This window comes from Chryseobacterium sp. NFX27 (genome assembly GCF_049887855.1).
GTDB lineage: Bacteria > Bacteroidota > Bacteroidia > Flavobacteriales > Weeksellaceae > Chryseobacterium.
This window is the reverse complement of sequence record NZ_JAGEKK010000005.1, coordinates 79,816-94,391: the sequence shown is the minus strand read 5'-3', so window position 1 is coordinate 94,391 and position 14,576 is coordinate 79,816. Positions and strand designations below refer to the sequence as shown.

Annotated in this window: 16 protein-coding genes; 13 read left to right on the top strand and 3 right to left on the bottom strand. The window is 37.0% G+C overall.

Annotated features, from left to right (window positions below):
* Nucleotides 1–17: 17 nt before the first annotated feature.
* A complete protein-coding gene (locus J4Q03_RS07325) occupies nt 18–1,064 on the bottom strand; it encodes a hypothetical protein (RefSeq protein WP_426047539.1) in 1,047 nt (348 codons plus the stop codon).
* A 354-nt stretch (nt 1,065–1,418) separates the two neighbouring features.
* Here J4Q03_RS07325 and J4Q03_RS07320 point away from each other — a divergent pair, with 354 nt between their 5' ends.
* The 9 genes from J4Q03_RS07320 (at nt 1,419) to J4Q03_RS07280 (ending at nt 9,793) form a co-directional block, all read left to right on the top strand.
* On the top strand, nt 1,419–1,865 hold the full coding sequence (locus tag J4Q03_RS07320) for a type VI secretion system contractile sheath small subunit (protein ID WP_306844374.1): 447 nt from the start codon (nt 1,419–1,421) through the stop codon (nt 1,863–1,865).
* A gap of 21 nt (nt 1,866–1,886) precedes the next feature.
* Nucleotides 1,887–3,248, top strand: a complete 1,362-nt coding sequence (locus J4Q03_RS07315; RefSeq protein ID WP_306844376.1) for a DUF5458 family protein — start codon at nt 1,887–1,889, stop codon at nt 3,246–3,248.
* A gap of 29 nt (nt 3,249–3,277) precedes the next feature.
* Nucleotides 3,278–3,787, top strand: coding sequence for a hypothetical protein (locus tag J4Q03_RS07310; protein WP_426047538.1), 510 nt, complete (start codon nt 3,278–3,280; stop codon nt 3,785–3,787).
* Nucleotides 3,788–3,895: 108 nt separating this feature from the next.
* Nucleotides 3,896–4,930 (top strand): A/G-specific adenine glycosylase, encoded by a 1,035-nt coding sequence (gene mutY / locus J4Q03_RS07305; protein WP_426047537.1) that lies wholly within the window; start codon nt 3,896–3,898, stop codon nt 4,928–4,930.
* Between the two features lie 44 nt (nt 4,931–4,974).
* Nucleotides 4,975–5,532: a gliding motility lipoprotein GldD gene (gene gldD, locus J4Q03_RS07300; RefSeq protein WP_426047536.1), complete on the top strand. Its 558-nt coding sequence runs from the start codon at nt 4,975–4,977 to the stop codon at nt 5,530–5,532.
* Nucleotides 5,533–5,559: 27 nt separating this feature from the next.
* Entirely contained in the window at nt 5,560–6,483 is a 924-nt protein-coding gene (locus tag J4Q03_RS07295; protein ID WP_426047535.1) for a PfkB family carbohydrate kinase, read from the top strand.
* A gap of 87 nt (nt 6,484–6,570) precedes the next feature.
* Entirely contained in the window at nt 6,571–7,935 is a 1,365-nt protein-coding gene (locus J4Q03_RS07290; protein ID WP_426047534.1) for a peptidylprolyl isomerase, read from the top strand.
* 135 nt (nt 7,936–8,070) lie between these two features.
* On the top strand, nt 8,071–9,015 hold the full coding sequence (locus tag J4Q03_RS07285; protein ID WP_426047533.1) for an NAD(P)H-dependent flavin oxidoreductase: 945 nt from the start codon (nt 8,071–8,073) through the stop codon (nt 9,013–9,015).
* Nucleotides 9,016–9,025: 10 nt separating this feature from the next.
* Nucleotides 9,026–9,793 carry an alpha/beta fold hydrolase gene (locus J4Q03_RS07280; protein WP_426047532.1) on the top strand — a complete coding sequence of 256 codons (768 nt, stop codon included), beginning with the start codon at nt 9,026–9,028 and terminating at the stop codon, nt 9,791–9,793.
* 544 nt (nt 9,794–10,337) lie between these two features.
* Here J4Q03_RS07280 and J4Q03_RS07275 read toward each other — a convergent pair.
* Entirely contained in the window at nt 10,338–10,955 is a 618-nt protein-coding gene (locus tag J4Q03_RS07275; protein ID WP_426047531.1) for an HD domain-containing protein, read from the bottom strand.
* Between the two features lie 27 nt (nt 10,956–10,982).
* The gene (locus J4Q03_RS07270; RefSeq protein WP_426047530.1) at nt 10,983–11,282 is read right to left on the bottom strand and encodes a rhodanese-like domain-containing protein; all 300 of its coding nucleotides are present in this window, start codon (nt 11,280–11,282) and stop codon (nt 10,983–10,985) included.
* A gap of 163 nt (nt 11,283–11,445) precedes the next feature.
* On the opposite strand from J4Q03_RS07270, the gene queG reads away from it, so the two are divergent.
* The 4 genes from queG to J4Q03_RS07250 all read left to right on the top strand — a co-directional run bounded on the left by queG (nt 11,446) and on the right by J4Q03_RS07250 (nt 14,563).
* The gene (gene queG, locus J4Q03_RS07265; protein ID WP_426047529.1) at nt 11,446–12,399 is read left to right on the top strand and encodes a tRNA epoxyqueuosine(34) reductase QueG; all 954 of its coding nucleotides are present in this window, start codon (nt 11,446–11,448) and stop codon (nt 12,397–12,399) included.
* 356 nt (nt 12,400–12,755) lie between these two features.
* The gene (locus J4Q03_RS07260) at nt 12,756–13,433 is read left to right on the top strand and encodes a TIGR02117 family protein (RefSeq protein ID WP_426047702.1); all 678 of its coding nucleotides are present in this window, start codon (nt 12,756–12,758) and stop codon (nt 13,431–13,433) included.
* A gap of 6 nt (nt 13,434–13,439) precedes the next feature.
* Nucleotides 13,440–14,087 (top strand): murein L,D-transpeptidase catalytic domain-containing protein, encoded by a 648-nt coding sequence (locus J4Q03_RS07255; protein ID WP_426047528.1) that lies wholly within the window; start codon nt 13,440–13,442, stop codon nt 14,085–14,087.
* A 14-nt stretch (nt 14,088–14,101) separates the two neighbouring features.
* Nucleotides 14,102–14,563 carry an SRPBCC family protein gene (locus tag J4Q03_RS07250; protein ID WP_426047527.1) on the top strand — a complete coding sequence of 154 codons (462 nt, stop codon included), beginning with the start codon at nt 14,102–14,104 and terminating at the stop codon, nt 14,561–14,563.
* The last annotated feature ends 13 nt before the right edge of the window (nt 14,564–14,576 follow it).

The following is a 14,576-nucleotide window of genomic DNA, read 5'->3' as shown; positions in this document are numbered from 1 at the left end:
TGGGATGGATTCTCTTTTTAATAGGCTTTCTTATAATTCCGGAGAACAAAATTTATCCCGGTTTCAATAATATCTCCCATAGTTTTACAATACCTGAAGTTGACATCGTAAGTGAGTTTTTGTAATGCTGTTTTTAGCTCTGTAACATTGGCTTCCGGTGCAATATCTTCTTTTTTCATAATAGCAATAAGTTCACTGAATCTGCTTTTGCTGCTGGTCACTCTTTTTACAATTTGTGAACGCACTTCTTTGCGATACTGTTCTATAGAATTAGGCTTCAGTTTTTCCAGTACCATATTAACCATTGCATTGTTTTCTTTGAAATACTGGGGAAGATAAACTTTCAAATTTCCTTCATAGCTTTGCTGATCAAAATCGATGGGGCGGATTCTGTAAATAACCTGATCGAAATCGTGAATAGGAATAATAACATAATTATAAGAACGCATGTCACCCAGCAGCCCAATGAGGCAGCGTTCATTGAATTTTACAAATTCCTTGGAAATCTGTGCTTTTTCCAATTCTGTACAGTTATGTAAATGTTTCTGGATAAAAACATCTCCGGGAATTCCCAGGATATGCTCTTCTATCAAGGTGTTTTTGTAAATCAGAAAGTTGATTCGGTTGGGAGAAAGCAGGTCTTCAATTTCTAGTCCATAGATGCGGGAAGCATCGGCCTGTTTAATATAAAAATTAGTATGATTGTCGTTTAGAATATTTCTTACCCGAATCCGAAAAGGCTTAGAGTTTCCGAAGGTACAAAAATCAATGGTATCCACTTTCAGATAAGGTAAAGTAGCCTCATCTCCATCGGAATGAAGAAGCGTATAAATCTTATTTAAATTAGCCTCTATTTCTGTAAATTCATGTTCAGAATACAATACACCAAGCCATAAGGTATCCTTGCCTTCCTTATCCAGAATTTTCACACTGTCGCTGAATCTTAGCAGGTCTTCATATAAAAACTGAATCTTGGTCGTTCTGTTATGTTTTTCCAGATACTGATTTAATGCTTCAGAAACAGGATATATTGGTTTTCTAAATGCAATCTTTACATCTTTCATGACTGTGTTTACTTTGTTTAAATATAAAGAATATTTTTTCCTCGCACCGGAGAAATTCTTATTTTAACACGTTTTTTAGGCTTTTATATAAATACAAAGTGCACAAAGATTTTATTTTATCTCCACACAGCTTATTTTATTTATTTTTCATAGTTTAGTGAATCGTAAAGTCATGATTTTACGTTATATATAAATAAGGTTAAATTAAATATTTCAAGAAAAATCTTTACAAAATTTTGTATGTTACAGTTTTTTTTTAAATTTAAACATTGGATTGGTAATTTATTTGATTCATCGGTAAATTACTCAAAGACAGATCCAAACCAAAATCAGAAATCTCAAAATAACAATAATATGGCAATGTTTAATTATGGTGTTGGCGGCAACGAGGTAAAAGTAGACGCTAATGAAGCTATTCAGGAAATACAGGAAAACAAATCGCTGATAGTGAGCCAGCTTACTACAGAAGAATCTTATACCCCTGAAATCGTAACAGGATTAAAAACTGTGGACGACGTCTTCAGACATTTTCAACCATCCGTAGCTGTACAGCACGAAACGGAAGATGGCAGTGTAGTGGAAGAGGAATTCCGTTTTCAGAATCTTGCAGACTTTACACCCAAAAATCTTACCCAGAAATCAGACTATTTACAGCAGCTTAGTATGGAACAGGAGCAGTACAATAAAATCGTACGCCAGCTGAAAACCAATAAAATTCTGCGTAATATGCTTGAGAATGACCAGACCAGAGCTGCATTCATCGAAGTATTGAAAGATGTGGCACAAGAACTTGAAAAATAATTATTTACACTAAATCAAATCATGGATAGCAAATTACAGGCACAAGAAAGCCAACAGCAGGGTCAGCAGCAACACTCAGGGCAGCCGAAAGGCAACCCGCTTGCAGAGCTTAATAAAATAGGAGGTTTTGGCTTTGTTGAATCCGTTGTAGACGGTATCGCCAATATGAACCCTACAAGAAAAGCCAGGAAAGAAATTTTCCTGACAGACAATAATAAATCAGACGAAAGAAAAGAGCTTCTTCAAAAAATAAACCTTTGGGTAAGTCTTTTAGAAGGAAACGAATCTGCAGATCAGATGGCAGATACCTGCAAAACCAAAGCGCAGGCAGCAGACCAGAATCTAAAGACCAATCTGAAAAATACACTTGACGCAGTACGTCTGTTGGAAACCAACTACAGAACTGTAGCTCAGTTTTATAAAAATACAGAACTGGATAAAGTGGATAACGTAAGCATCGTTAATGCAAGTCTTGAACAGGTTTCAGATTTGGATAACCCCTTATTCATTGATGCTATTTCCGAAGAATTCAAAAACTATTACGACCGTTTAGATCTTAGAGACAACTATTCTATCCTGGCAATACCCGGATATTTAGGCTCAAACAAAGTCATTGAAAAATGGGCAAAGATCTGTAACGAGAATAAAGTAATGATGGTGACCGACTTCGCCAACCTGGATAAGCCGGATGATGTAGTAGACTTGTTCCACTCTGCAAACCTTACCGGAGGCGAGCTTCACAGAAGTAACGTTATTATGACGTGTAACTGGCTTGTAGGCAGAGGGAAGGCTGAAGAAGTAGGCGAAGAGGAGAATGTAGAGCTTCCACCTTCCACTTCACTGGCAGGAAAAATCCACAAAACTTTGATGTCTCAGGTGGCAGCAGGTAAAAAGCATGGCAATATCAACGAAGTAGATGCTGTAAAATTCGAGTTGAAGAAAAGTGAAATTTCTCAGTTAGAAAAAATGGGTCTTGTTCCAATGGTGAATGAATATGGTAAGATCATGGCATTCTCTGCAAAAACACTGTTTACAGGAGATAACATCGGTCTTCAGACCTATTCAGTAGTACGTGTATTCGACTATGTGACTAAAGTTTTACTTGACTTCCTGAACAGAAGAGCTTTCGAAAACTGGAATGCAAAGAACGAAGACGATTTGAGAAGACAGATCGTGACCTTCCTGGACAATATCAAAGGTCCGGACAAACTTATTGAAAAATTCAAAATTGTTCGTTTCGAGCAGGACAGAGTCAATAAAGACAGAGTATGGCTGGATATCCGCATGACCCCTTATTTCCCTACAAAAAGTTTCGTTATCAAACTGGACGGACACAAAGGAGATGATGGTAACGAATGGGATGCACAATATACTCAGGAATAATAACAACTCAATTTTAAATAACAAAACCGATGCATTTATACATCGGTTTTTTACTGCCAATTCATATGAAAATTAATGTGATCAAAAACAGTTTAAGCTTTTTTCTGCCTGTACTCATGCTGATTGTATTGTCGGGCTGTGAAAAAAAATACCAGGCTCCCGACCATTATGCAGTAGACCTTTTTAAAGACGAACGGCAGAAGGGAAAAGCCTATATCATGAACGAAGAGGAGTGTTTTGACGGCAGTGAGCTGGTTATTGCAAGCTCCAATGTCAAACTTACCGACAGTTCAAAAGGAAGAGGAAAAACATTCTTTCTTTACAAAGTAAGATCCGGAAAAGTATTGAAAACAGTAAGAGATTCAGTGATGGATTACCCGTTCATGTTTCTTTCCGATCAAAAACTGAAGCTTAAACCGGATTCTGTCTACCTTTATCTGAAAAAACTTGAAGGCTACCGGTTTATTGCTGCAGAAAGAAACCTCAGATATCAGTGGCTGAAAGCAGCTCCTGTATACTCTGTTAAAAAGGATAAATAATTTTATCTTTGCAGAACGGGAATTGAAGTTGTATCAAATTTTTGAATGATATGATAAAAATAATTGCAGTTAGGAATTCCCTCAAATTATTTAAACAGACAAAGGTTTTTGGAAAAAGATAATAAAAGTTCAGAATTTCTCCATATTGGAAATAAATTACTGAACTGGTACGGAAAAAATGCAAGAGATCTGCCTTTCAGACAGACAAAAGACCCTTATAAAATCTGGATCTGCGAAATTGTTTTTCAGCAGACAAGGATCAGTCAGGGACTCAACCATTACAATAACTTCATTAAAAGATTTCCGGATGTAAAGACACTGGCTGATGCGGATGAAAATGAAGTGCTGCTCTACTGGAAAGGACTTGGATACTATTCAAGAGCCATTAATATCCATAAGGCCTCCCAACAGATCATGAATGATTATCATGGCGTTTTTCCTGCCGGTTATGAAGATATTTTAAAATTGAAAGGAGTCGGAAAATATACTGCTGCAGCAGTTTCAAGCATCTGTTTCGGAGGTAAAATGCCTGCTGTTGACGGTAATTTTTACAGAGTCTTAAGCCGTATTTTTGCCGATGATTTTGATATCTCCAGTTCAAGAGCTTTTTCCTATTTCTCTCAATTGGCAGCATTGGTCATGCCCGAAAATGTAGGCGATTTTAATCAGGCCATGATGGATCTCGGATCAGAAATCTGTAAACCTAAAAACCCTCTCTGTGGTGAATGTCCTGTAAATGATGACTGTCTTGCATTTTCCATGCAGAAAACATCAGAGTATCCCGTTAAAACAAAAAAGGTAAAAACAGAAGATCTTAGCCTGAAATATTATTTTGTGCACAGAAACAGACAGTTTCTGATCCGGCAGAGAAAAGACGATTTCATCTGGAAAAAATTATTTGAATTTCCACCGGTAATTTCTGCAGAGCTGGAACCCTTTATCAGGAATGTAAAAACCATCACCCATAAGCTTACCCACAAGAATCTTACCATTGAAATTTCAAGCGTTGAGGTTCATTCAGAAGCGGTTTGGAACAGTTTTATAGCTAAAAATCAGTACATCATTACAGACTTTGAAGCTTCTCATGATAAATCTTTCCCCAAGCCTTTGGAAAACTACATCCAAAACTCACTGAAAGACTGAAATTTGTCTCCTAAAATCTGAAATCTAATTTGTACTTTTGCAAAATGATAAAAAACGTCATTTTTATTTTTGTTTCACTGCTTTTAATTTCGTGCGGAAAAGATCATGTTCCAAAACCTTACGGGGAACTCCGCCTGGAATATCCGGAACCCCAATATCAGAAGTTTGAGAACAACTGTGCCTATACTTTTGAATATTCAGACTTTGCGTTGATTTCTGATGCTAAAAAGCCGTGCTGGTACTATATAAATTACCCAAAAATGAAAGCCAAAGTCTTTGTGACGTATTATCCGATACAGAATGATTTTGCAGACCATATCAAAGAAGCTGAGAAAATGGTCTATGAGCATACCATTAAAGCAAGTTCCATAGATACAAAATCGTTCGAATACCCAAACAAAAAAGTCTATGGGAACTTCTATGAGCTTAAGGGGCAGAGTGCTTCCAATCTTCAATTTTACATTACAGACAGCACAAAACATTTTGTGACTGCTTATTTATACTTTAATACAAGGCCGAAACCTGATTCTCTGGCCCCGGCAGTGAACTATATCAGGAATGATATGAAGCACCTGCTGGACACTTTTGAATGGAAAAAATAATTGACTTTAAAATACATTGAAAAATATATGAAACTTTTAGTTGTAGGAAGCGTTGCATTTGATGCAATCGAAACGCCATTTGGTAAAACTGATAAAATCTTAGGAGGTGCAGCTACTTATATTAGCATCACTTCATCTGTTTTAGGCGTTAAATCTGGTATTGTTTCCGTTGTTGGAGGAGATTTCCCACAGGAGCACCTTGATATGTTCACAGACAGAGATGTAAATATTGAAGGAATTGAGATCGTAAAAGAAGGGAAAACATTCTTCTGGTCGGGGAAATATCATAATGATCTGAATACCAGAGATACTTTGGTTACAGAAGTGAACGTTTTGGAGAATTTTGATCCGAAAATTCCAGATTCTATGCAGGATGCAGAGATTCTTCTGCTTGGAAACCTACACCCTGGCGTTCAGCTGTCCGTACTGGAAAAAATGAACAAGCGTCCAAAACTTGTTATTCTTGATACCATGAACTTCTGGATGGATTCAGCATGGGATATTTTAATGGATATGATCGCTAAAACAGATGTTATTACCATTAATGATGAAGAGGCAAGACAGCTTTCAGGAGAATATTCTTTAGTAAAAGCTGCTAAAAAGATCCACACGATGGGGCCAGAATATGTAATCATTAAAAAAGGAGAGCACGGCGCCCTACTTTTCCACGACCATAAAGTATTCGCTATTCCTGCACTTCCGCTGGAAGAGGTTTTCGATCCAACCGGAGCCGGAGACACTTTTGCAGGTGGTTTTGCAGCTTATCTTGCTAAAAAAGGTAAGTTTGATTTCGAAACAATGAAGTCTGCTTTGATCGTAGGTTCAGCGATGGCTTCTTTTACTGTTGAGAAATTCGGAACAGAAAGAATCCAGGAAGTAAATGAAGCGGATATGTTCAGCAGATTAAGACAATTCAAAGAATTAACGACATTCGATATCGAACTGCAATAAATAAGTCTTTTTAAGAAATATTTATAATAAAAAATTTAGACTAATTCGTTAAGTATTCTAAATTTGCAACTTGTTTAAAATAGTAAAATGACAAATAAACTAAAAATCACTTTTCTTCTTGGGATTTTCATGATGATATTCTCTTCAAACATGAATGCTCAGCTAAAACCGGGAGAACTAGTGGATGGTATTGCTGCTGTTATCGGGGATGAAATTGTTTTGGAATCGGATGTGAATGAGCAGATGAATTATGCCAAACAGCAGGGAGCCTCTGAAACTGATAAATGTGACTTCCTTGAAAACCTGATCAGCAATAAACTTCTTGTATACGAAGCTAAAAAAGATACATTAATTGAAAACCGTTCTGCTGCTATTAAAGAGCAGGCCAATGCAAAATACCGTCAATTGCTTTCTCAGTTCCCTGATGAAAAAACGATGCTTGCTGCCTATAAATTCAGAAATGGATATGAAATGAAAAACGCTATCGAAAAGATAGATGTAGACCAATATTACGGGCAGGCAAAATATCAGCGTATCACTGAAAAGGCAGACGTAACCCCAAATGAGGTTACAGACTTCTATAACCTGTACAAAATGCAGCTTCCTGAAGTGAAAGATGAGATATCTTTAGCGCAGATTATGATATATCCTAAACTGACAGAGGCTCATAAAGAAGACCTTATCAAAAGATTAAATAAAATCAAGCAGGATATTGCCGGTGGAGAAACTTTTGAAAGCCAGGCGAGGATTTATTCTGAAGATGAAGGATCTGCTGCCAATGGAGGGCTTTATAAAAACATATCAAAGGGACAGATGGTAAAGCCGTTTGAAGCGGCTGCATTAAATCTGCAGGAAAATGAGATTTCCGAACCTATTGAATCCGAATTCGGGTACCATATTATACAGCTGATCAAGAAATCAGGGAAAGTATATGATGCAAGACACATCCTGTTGAAAGCAACCCCTACAGACGATGAGATGAAAACAGCAAAAGCAAAACTGGACAGTATCAAGAAACTTGTGATTGATGGTAAAATAACATTTAAAGATGCTGCTTTTAAATTTTCAGAAGATAAAAAAACGAAATTCAACGCTGGAATTATTTCTGGGGCGGATGGTTCTGATAAAATTGAAAGAGAAAGTATTCCGGGATCTATCACGTATGAACTGGCAGGTCTGAACAAAGGAGATATTACGAGTCCTTTCGAAGATGAAGACAATAAGAGAAAAGTAATAAAGATCATCAAATTGGAAGATGTTATTCCTGCCCACCAGATCACACTGGAAACAGATTATAACAGAATCAAGCAGATGGCGCTCAACAAAAAGCGTAACGAAATGATTGAGAAGTTTGTCAACTCTAAATTACCGACAACCTTTATATCAATTGACGGACGCTATGATAACTGTAAATTCAAAGCCAACTGGAAAAAAGAATCAGTCAAAAAATAAATACAAAACCTTCAGAATTTCTGAAGGTTTTTTTATACCGAAAAGTCAAGATATTTCCTTTAGAAACCGTGTTTTTTATTATTTTTACGCATGAGCAATTTTATAGATTTCAATTCAGCAAAAAAACTTCATGAAATGAAGACAGATCAAAATAGAATTACAGAGCTTTTTAATATACAATACCCAATTATTCAGGCAGGAATGATCTGGCATTCAGGATGGAGACTGGCTTCGGCGGTTTCTAACTGCGGAGGATTGGGCATCATAGGAGCAGGAAGTATGTATCCTGACATCCTGAGAGAAAATATTCAGAAATGTAAACTGGCTACAGATAAGCCTTTTGGCGTTAATGTACCCATGTTATATCCCAACCTTGAAGAGATCATTCAGATTATTCTGGAAGAAGGAGTTAAAATTGTTTTTACTTCAGCCGGAAACCCTAAAACCTATACGGAGACCCTTCAAAAAGAAGGAATAAAAGTGGCCCACGTAGTTTCATCCACAAAATTTGCTGTAAAATGCGAAGAAGCAGGGGTAGACGCTGTCGTGGCTGAAGGTTTTGAAGCAGGAGGCCATAATGGTAGAGATGAGACTACGACGTTCTGTCTGATCCCGAATGTAAAAAAACATATTTCCAAGCCTTTGATTGCTGCCGGAGGAATTGCATTGGGTTCCCAGATGAAAGCTGCCATGATTCTCGGCGCAGATGGTGTACAGATCGGTTCACGATTCGCAGCGACCGTTGAAGCAAGTGCCCATGAAAACTGGAAAAAGAAAATTACCGAACTGAATGAAGGCGATACCCATCTTACTTTGAAAGAACTGGCGCCCGTAAGGATGGTGAAAAATAAGTTCTTTAGTGAATTGGAAGACATCTACCAGTCAGGAAGAAATAAAGAAGCTTTAATGGCCTCATTGGGACGCGCAAGGGCAAAACGCGGAATGTTTGAAGGAGATATGGAAGACGGAGAGCTGGAAATAGGGCAGGTTTCAGCATTAATTAACGATATATTACCGGTAGAAACCGTTTTCAGTAATTTGTTGAAGGAATTTGAAGCAGCAAAAGTTGCAAGTTTATAGAACCGAATGAATGGAAGAAAGGATAATAGAAGTAAGAGGTCAGAAACTTTATATCGCATACAATAATTTAGCTGTAGAAAAACCCGTTATCGTTTTTCTTCATGATTCCTTGGGCTGTTCACAGCTTTGGAGAGATATGCCGGCAAAACTGTCTGAAATTACGGGCTGTAATATTCTCATGTACGACAGATTAGGCTATGGAAAATCCGGGCCTATGCTTACTCACGAAAGACCGGTTAATTATATGGAACTTGAAGCCGACTTGCTGAATGACCTTCTGGATGAGCTTAAGCTTAATAATGTAATTTTATTCGGACACAGTGACGGAGGAACCATTGCGCTCATCACGGCTGCTAAATTTCCTGAAAAAATAAAAGCTGTAATTTTTGAAGCAGGACATATTTTTGTAGAAGAGGTTACATTAAAAGGCATTGACGAAGCATGGAACGCTTACAAAACGACCAATCTTGCCGAACGTCTTGCCAAATACCACGGAGATAAAGTGGGAATGCTTTTCAGAGCCTGGACGGAAACCTGGACCCGTGAAGACTACAGAAGCTGGAATATAGAATACCTTTTAAAAGATATTCAGTGTCCCTTACTTTTCATTCAGGGAGAAGCAGATGAATATGGTACCCTGGATCAGGTTGAGAGAACAGTCGCCCAGGTAAGCGGTACAGCAGAAACATATATCATTCCGGGAGTAGGGCATACGCCACATAAAGAGGTTCCGGAGCTGATTCTCAATAAGACATCAGAATTTATTAAAAGAATATAGCTGTCTGAAATATAATCAGCAGCATGAGCATCCTGATATAGCAGGGTGTTTTTTTGTGACTTTAATAATGAACGGTACCTGATTTGGTCTTATATGTACAAATTGGGATTCAATACTTCTGTTTGTGTCTAAATATGCACATTATTACAGTCCAAATTTTATTTTCAGCTATTTTTTATCTTAAGTCACATAATTCTATATTAGCACATGTACAAGTTTTGATGAAAATAACAAAATGAATTATCTACATCCGGATAAATTTTAAACTGATTATTTTAAAAGCATTAACCTTTTTTTTAATAGGGTTGAATCAATGAAAGTTACACAAAAAGCGCACGTTAAATCACTAATTTGTGATTTTATATTTTCTATTTTTGAAATATCAAATAGCGAGAAGATTCCAAAAATAAAATTTGATGAAAAAATTCCCTCACAGGAAACTCCAAAATTTTCCATTTGTTATTAGTAATTAATTAGTTGTGTTTGAATGAATGGTTTCATGCTGGAGATGTGGTTTTGCTGCATCTCCTTTCTTTAGCTGTAATTATAGAAGTTCAATCTCTGCTGCTATGTTCCTTCTTGCCTGCTGCTCATATTTATCCCTGAAATGCTCTGTTTTGAAAATACTTTTCAGTTCCAGGAAATATTTTAACACTTTTTTTCTCCCCGGTTTGTAGAGAAAATCAGGATACAGGGCATATTCCTTTCGGATCTTCCGGGTATAATCGAAATATATTGCAGAGTCTTTTCCCAAAACAGAAAGGTCAGCGTCAAGAAGATAGTTAGTATCCGGATCATCTGACTTTGTGTGTGATTTTGTAGCTAAGATCTGATTTTCAGTTTTTAAAATTAAAGCTCGGGGGAATCCCACTTTTTGAAGCCGTTCTGCAGCACATGAAGCACTTTTTTCTTCATTGGACTTTGAAGAAGCATCATAGATAATATCGTGATAAAAAACAGAAAATGAAACAGTATAAAAATCTTCAATAAGGCTTTTTACACTTTCCAGTTCCATAAACATATTTTCAAGATGAAAAAGATCATGATAGTATCTGTCTTTGGCAGAATATCTGGTTTCAATTTCCTGCCACAGGTTTTCAATAAGATTTCCGTTTTTCGTAAAATGAAGACAGAGATCCGTGAAATTTCCTTTCAGCTTCATGATGAATGAATATAAAAAAAGGAACTTTTAAAAAGTTCCCTGATTTGCTTCCAATACTGCTTTAAGATCAGCCCAGCCTCCGCCGTTATAACCGTCTTTCAGACCCTGTCCATTAAGATATTCCAATGCTTTTCCGCTTCTGTTACCACTTCTGCAGAATAAAATCACAGGTTTTTCAATAGATAAGATTTCTTCTTTTCTGTCTTCTACTTCACCAAGAGGAATATTTTTGGCTCCGTCAATATTTCCGTCCATTTCAAGCTCCATTGGCTCACGGACATCAATTAATTCATAATTTCCAGACTGTATAACTTCTATTAAAGACATAATTGTGTAATTTAAGATTAAAAGTAAGAACGAAAATACGCAATTTTTTCCTGAAAAAACGCCTTATCAAAACTTAAATTTTCCCAAAAATGCTTAAAAATTAAGGCTTGTCCATTTCTAATGGAAACGCGTAAGATTGGTAAATTAATCTTAATTTTGCAGAATGGAAATCCTGAATACCGGTGCCGAAAAATATTCCCAACTTATAAAATCTAAAGCAGAACGTTTTGGATTTCAGAGCTGCGGGATCTCAAAGGCGGATTTCTTAGAAGAAGATGCACCGAATCTTGAAAAATGGCTTAAAAATAATTTCCATGGCGAAATGAAGTACATGGAAAACCATTTCGATAAAAGATTGGACCCCAGGCTGCTTGTGGAAGGCTCAAAGTCTGTTATTTCACTTTCCTACAATTACTTTCCGAAAGAAGAAATCTCAGCACTGGAAAATTATAAAATATCAAAATATGCTTACGCAGAAGATTACCACGAAGTCGTAAAAGAAATTCTCCGTGAGATGGTTTCTGAACTGCAGCAGGAGATAGGGGAGTTCGGGTTCCGGGTCTTTGTAGATTCTGCCCCCGTTTTGGAAAGAAGCTGGGCCAGAAAATCTGGAATAGGCTGGGTAGGAAAAAATGCCAATCTCATTACAAAGCAAAATGGCTCCTTCTATTTTTTGGCAGAAATTATCTGCGATCTCGAACTGGTTCCGGACCATGCCACTACAGATCATTGCGGTACCTGCAGGAAGTGTATTGATGCATGTCCTACGGATGCTATTGTTTCAGAAAAGATCATTGACGGAAGCCGCTGCATCTCTTATGCAACCATAGAGCTCAAGAATGAAATTCCGGATCATTTTAAAGACAGGATGGAAGACTGGATGTTCGGATGCGATATCTGTCAGGATGTATGTCCCTGGAACAGATTTTCTTCACCCAATCTTCAGAGCCGCTTTACTCCCAATGCATCTCTTAAAAATTTCAAAAAAGAAGAATGGAAAGAAATTACCCAGGAAATATTCTCTGAGATCTTCAGAAAATCCCCCGTAAAGAGAACTAAATTTGCAGGTCTGAAGCGGAATATTGAATTTTTAGAACGCTCTCCGGAAAAACTTTAGGTTAAATTTTTGGTGACGAATCCTTATCTGGAATTTGAAGTTCCAAAGCTGAAGAGGGTAAATGACCATCCCTTAAGTTGTCAGTCTTAAGGAGGTTAAGATTTAATTCAGTAAGAATCTCTGAAAAACTTTTCCTAAAAAGAAAATTGACTTTCAGGAGACCAGTGTCCCACAGAAAATCAACGTTTTTTTTGTACTCTTTTTGGAGCTGTTTTTACCCGTACTTTAAATCTTTTTTGTGATTTTGTATTTTTACGCATATTTGTGAATATTTCGTAACTAAATTTAATCATTTTTTCGATTAAAACAAATACTTTTACATAAAATTGAAGATTAAATTTTATTAAAACATGAGTGTGAAAATTGTATTGCTATATGTTCTGAAAACTCTGGGAATTATTTTGGGAATTGTTGCTCTGTATGTTATTCTGGGTCTTTTACTTCCGCTTATAGAAGTTTCTGCAGATAATGACGGGCAGCCGAAAGATATTCCGATTTATATTTATACCAACGGTGTACATACGGATATTGTAATGCCCGTAAAAAATGATCTTCAGGATTGGGGCGCAAAAGTTCCGTTTTCCAATACAAAATCAAAAAGCACAGATTATAGTTATATAGGAATAGGCTGGGGGGATAAAGGGTTTTATCTGGATACGCCGACATGGGCCGATCTGAAGTTCTCCACTGCTTTTAAAGCCGCTTTCTGGCTCAGTGATTCTGCCATGCACTGTTCCTATTACAAAACCATGAAAGAAGGTGAGGACTGCAAAATGATCATGATCAGCAGAGATCAATACAGGAATCTGGTGAAGTTTATAGAAGATAAATTCGACAGGGATCAGAACGGAAACTTTATCCTGATTCCTACTGATGCTGTTTATGATATCAATGATGCTTTTTATGATGCCAAAGGAAAATATAGCTTCCTGAATACCTGTAATACCTGGGCAAACAATGCACTGAAAGCTGCAGGACAGAAAGCTGCGTTATGGACCCCTTCCGATTTTGGAATTTTCAGACATTACAAATAATTTTCAATGAAGGTTTTCGCTGTAATTTTTGCTTTATCCATTGTATTTTCATGCACTAATGAATCTAAAGGAAACCGTCACCTTGTAGCAGATTCTCCTGTTAAAGAAGAGAACAGGCCGGAAGCTGATCTTTTTAAGATGGCAGCAAAAGGTAAAGATGCTCTGAAATTCTGTACTTCAGAAAAATTAAATACGGATTTTTGTATTCTGATCGATATGAGCCTTCATTCAGGAATTAAAAGATTTTTTGTCTGGGATTTTAAAACGAAATCGATTGTTAAAAAATATCTTGTGGGTCATGGCTGTGGTTCAAATCAATGGAGTGCAGATGGCTCAAAAGACAATCCGCAGTTCAGCAATGAAGACGGAAGCCATCTTTCATCTTTAGGGAAATATAAGCTGTGGGGAAGAGGTCACAGTGATTGGGGAATCAATATCAAGTACCTGATGCATGGCCTGGAGGAAACAAACACTAATGCTTTAAAAAGATATATCGTTTTCCATTCCTGGGACCGGATGAGTGACGATGAAGTTTTTCCAAAAGGTTCTCCGGAAGGCTGGGGCTGTCCTACAGTGTCTAACAATGCAATGAAAGAAATTGATCCTATAATTCAAGAATCCGGAAAACCGGTTCTGATGTGGATATATCAATAAAATACAGAAAAATTATGAAGCACCGTCTTTTCCGGGAACAGCAGCTCAACTGCAGTATAGAAACCGCATGGAGATTTTTTTCCTCAGCTAATAATCTTTCTGAGATCACACCAAAAGACATGAATTTTATCGTTCTGACCACAATGGAAAACGATGAAATTTATGAAGGTATGCTCATCGACTATTACGTTTCACCTTTGTTCGGTATAAAAATGAAATGGCAGACAGAGATCATTAAGGTGGACTTTCAGAAAAGCTTTATAGATTTCCAGAAAAAAGGTCCTTATAAACTATGGCACCATCATCATGAATTCATTCCCAATGAAAAAGGTGTACTTATGAAAGATACCATTGATTACGAACTTCCGATGGGATTTTTAGGTGAAATAGCCCACCCACTTTTCGTTAAAAAGAAACTGGAACATATTTTCGACTACCGCTATGAAGTACTGGAGAAAATGTTCAATAAAAAATAAGTTTATGATATGA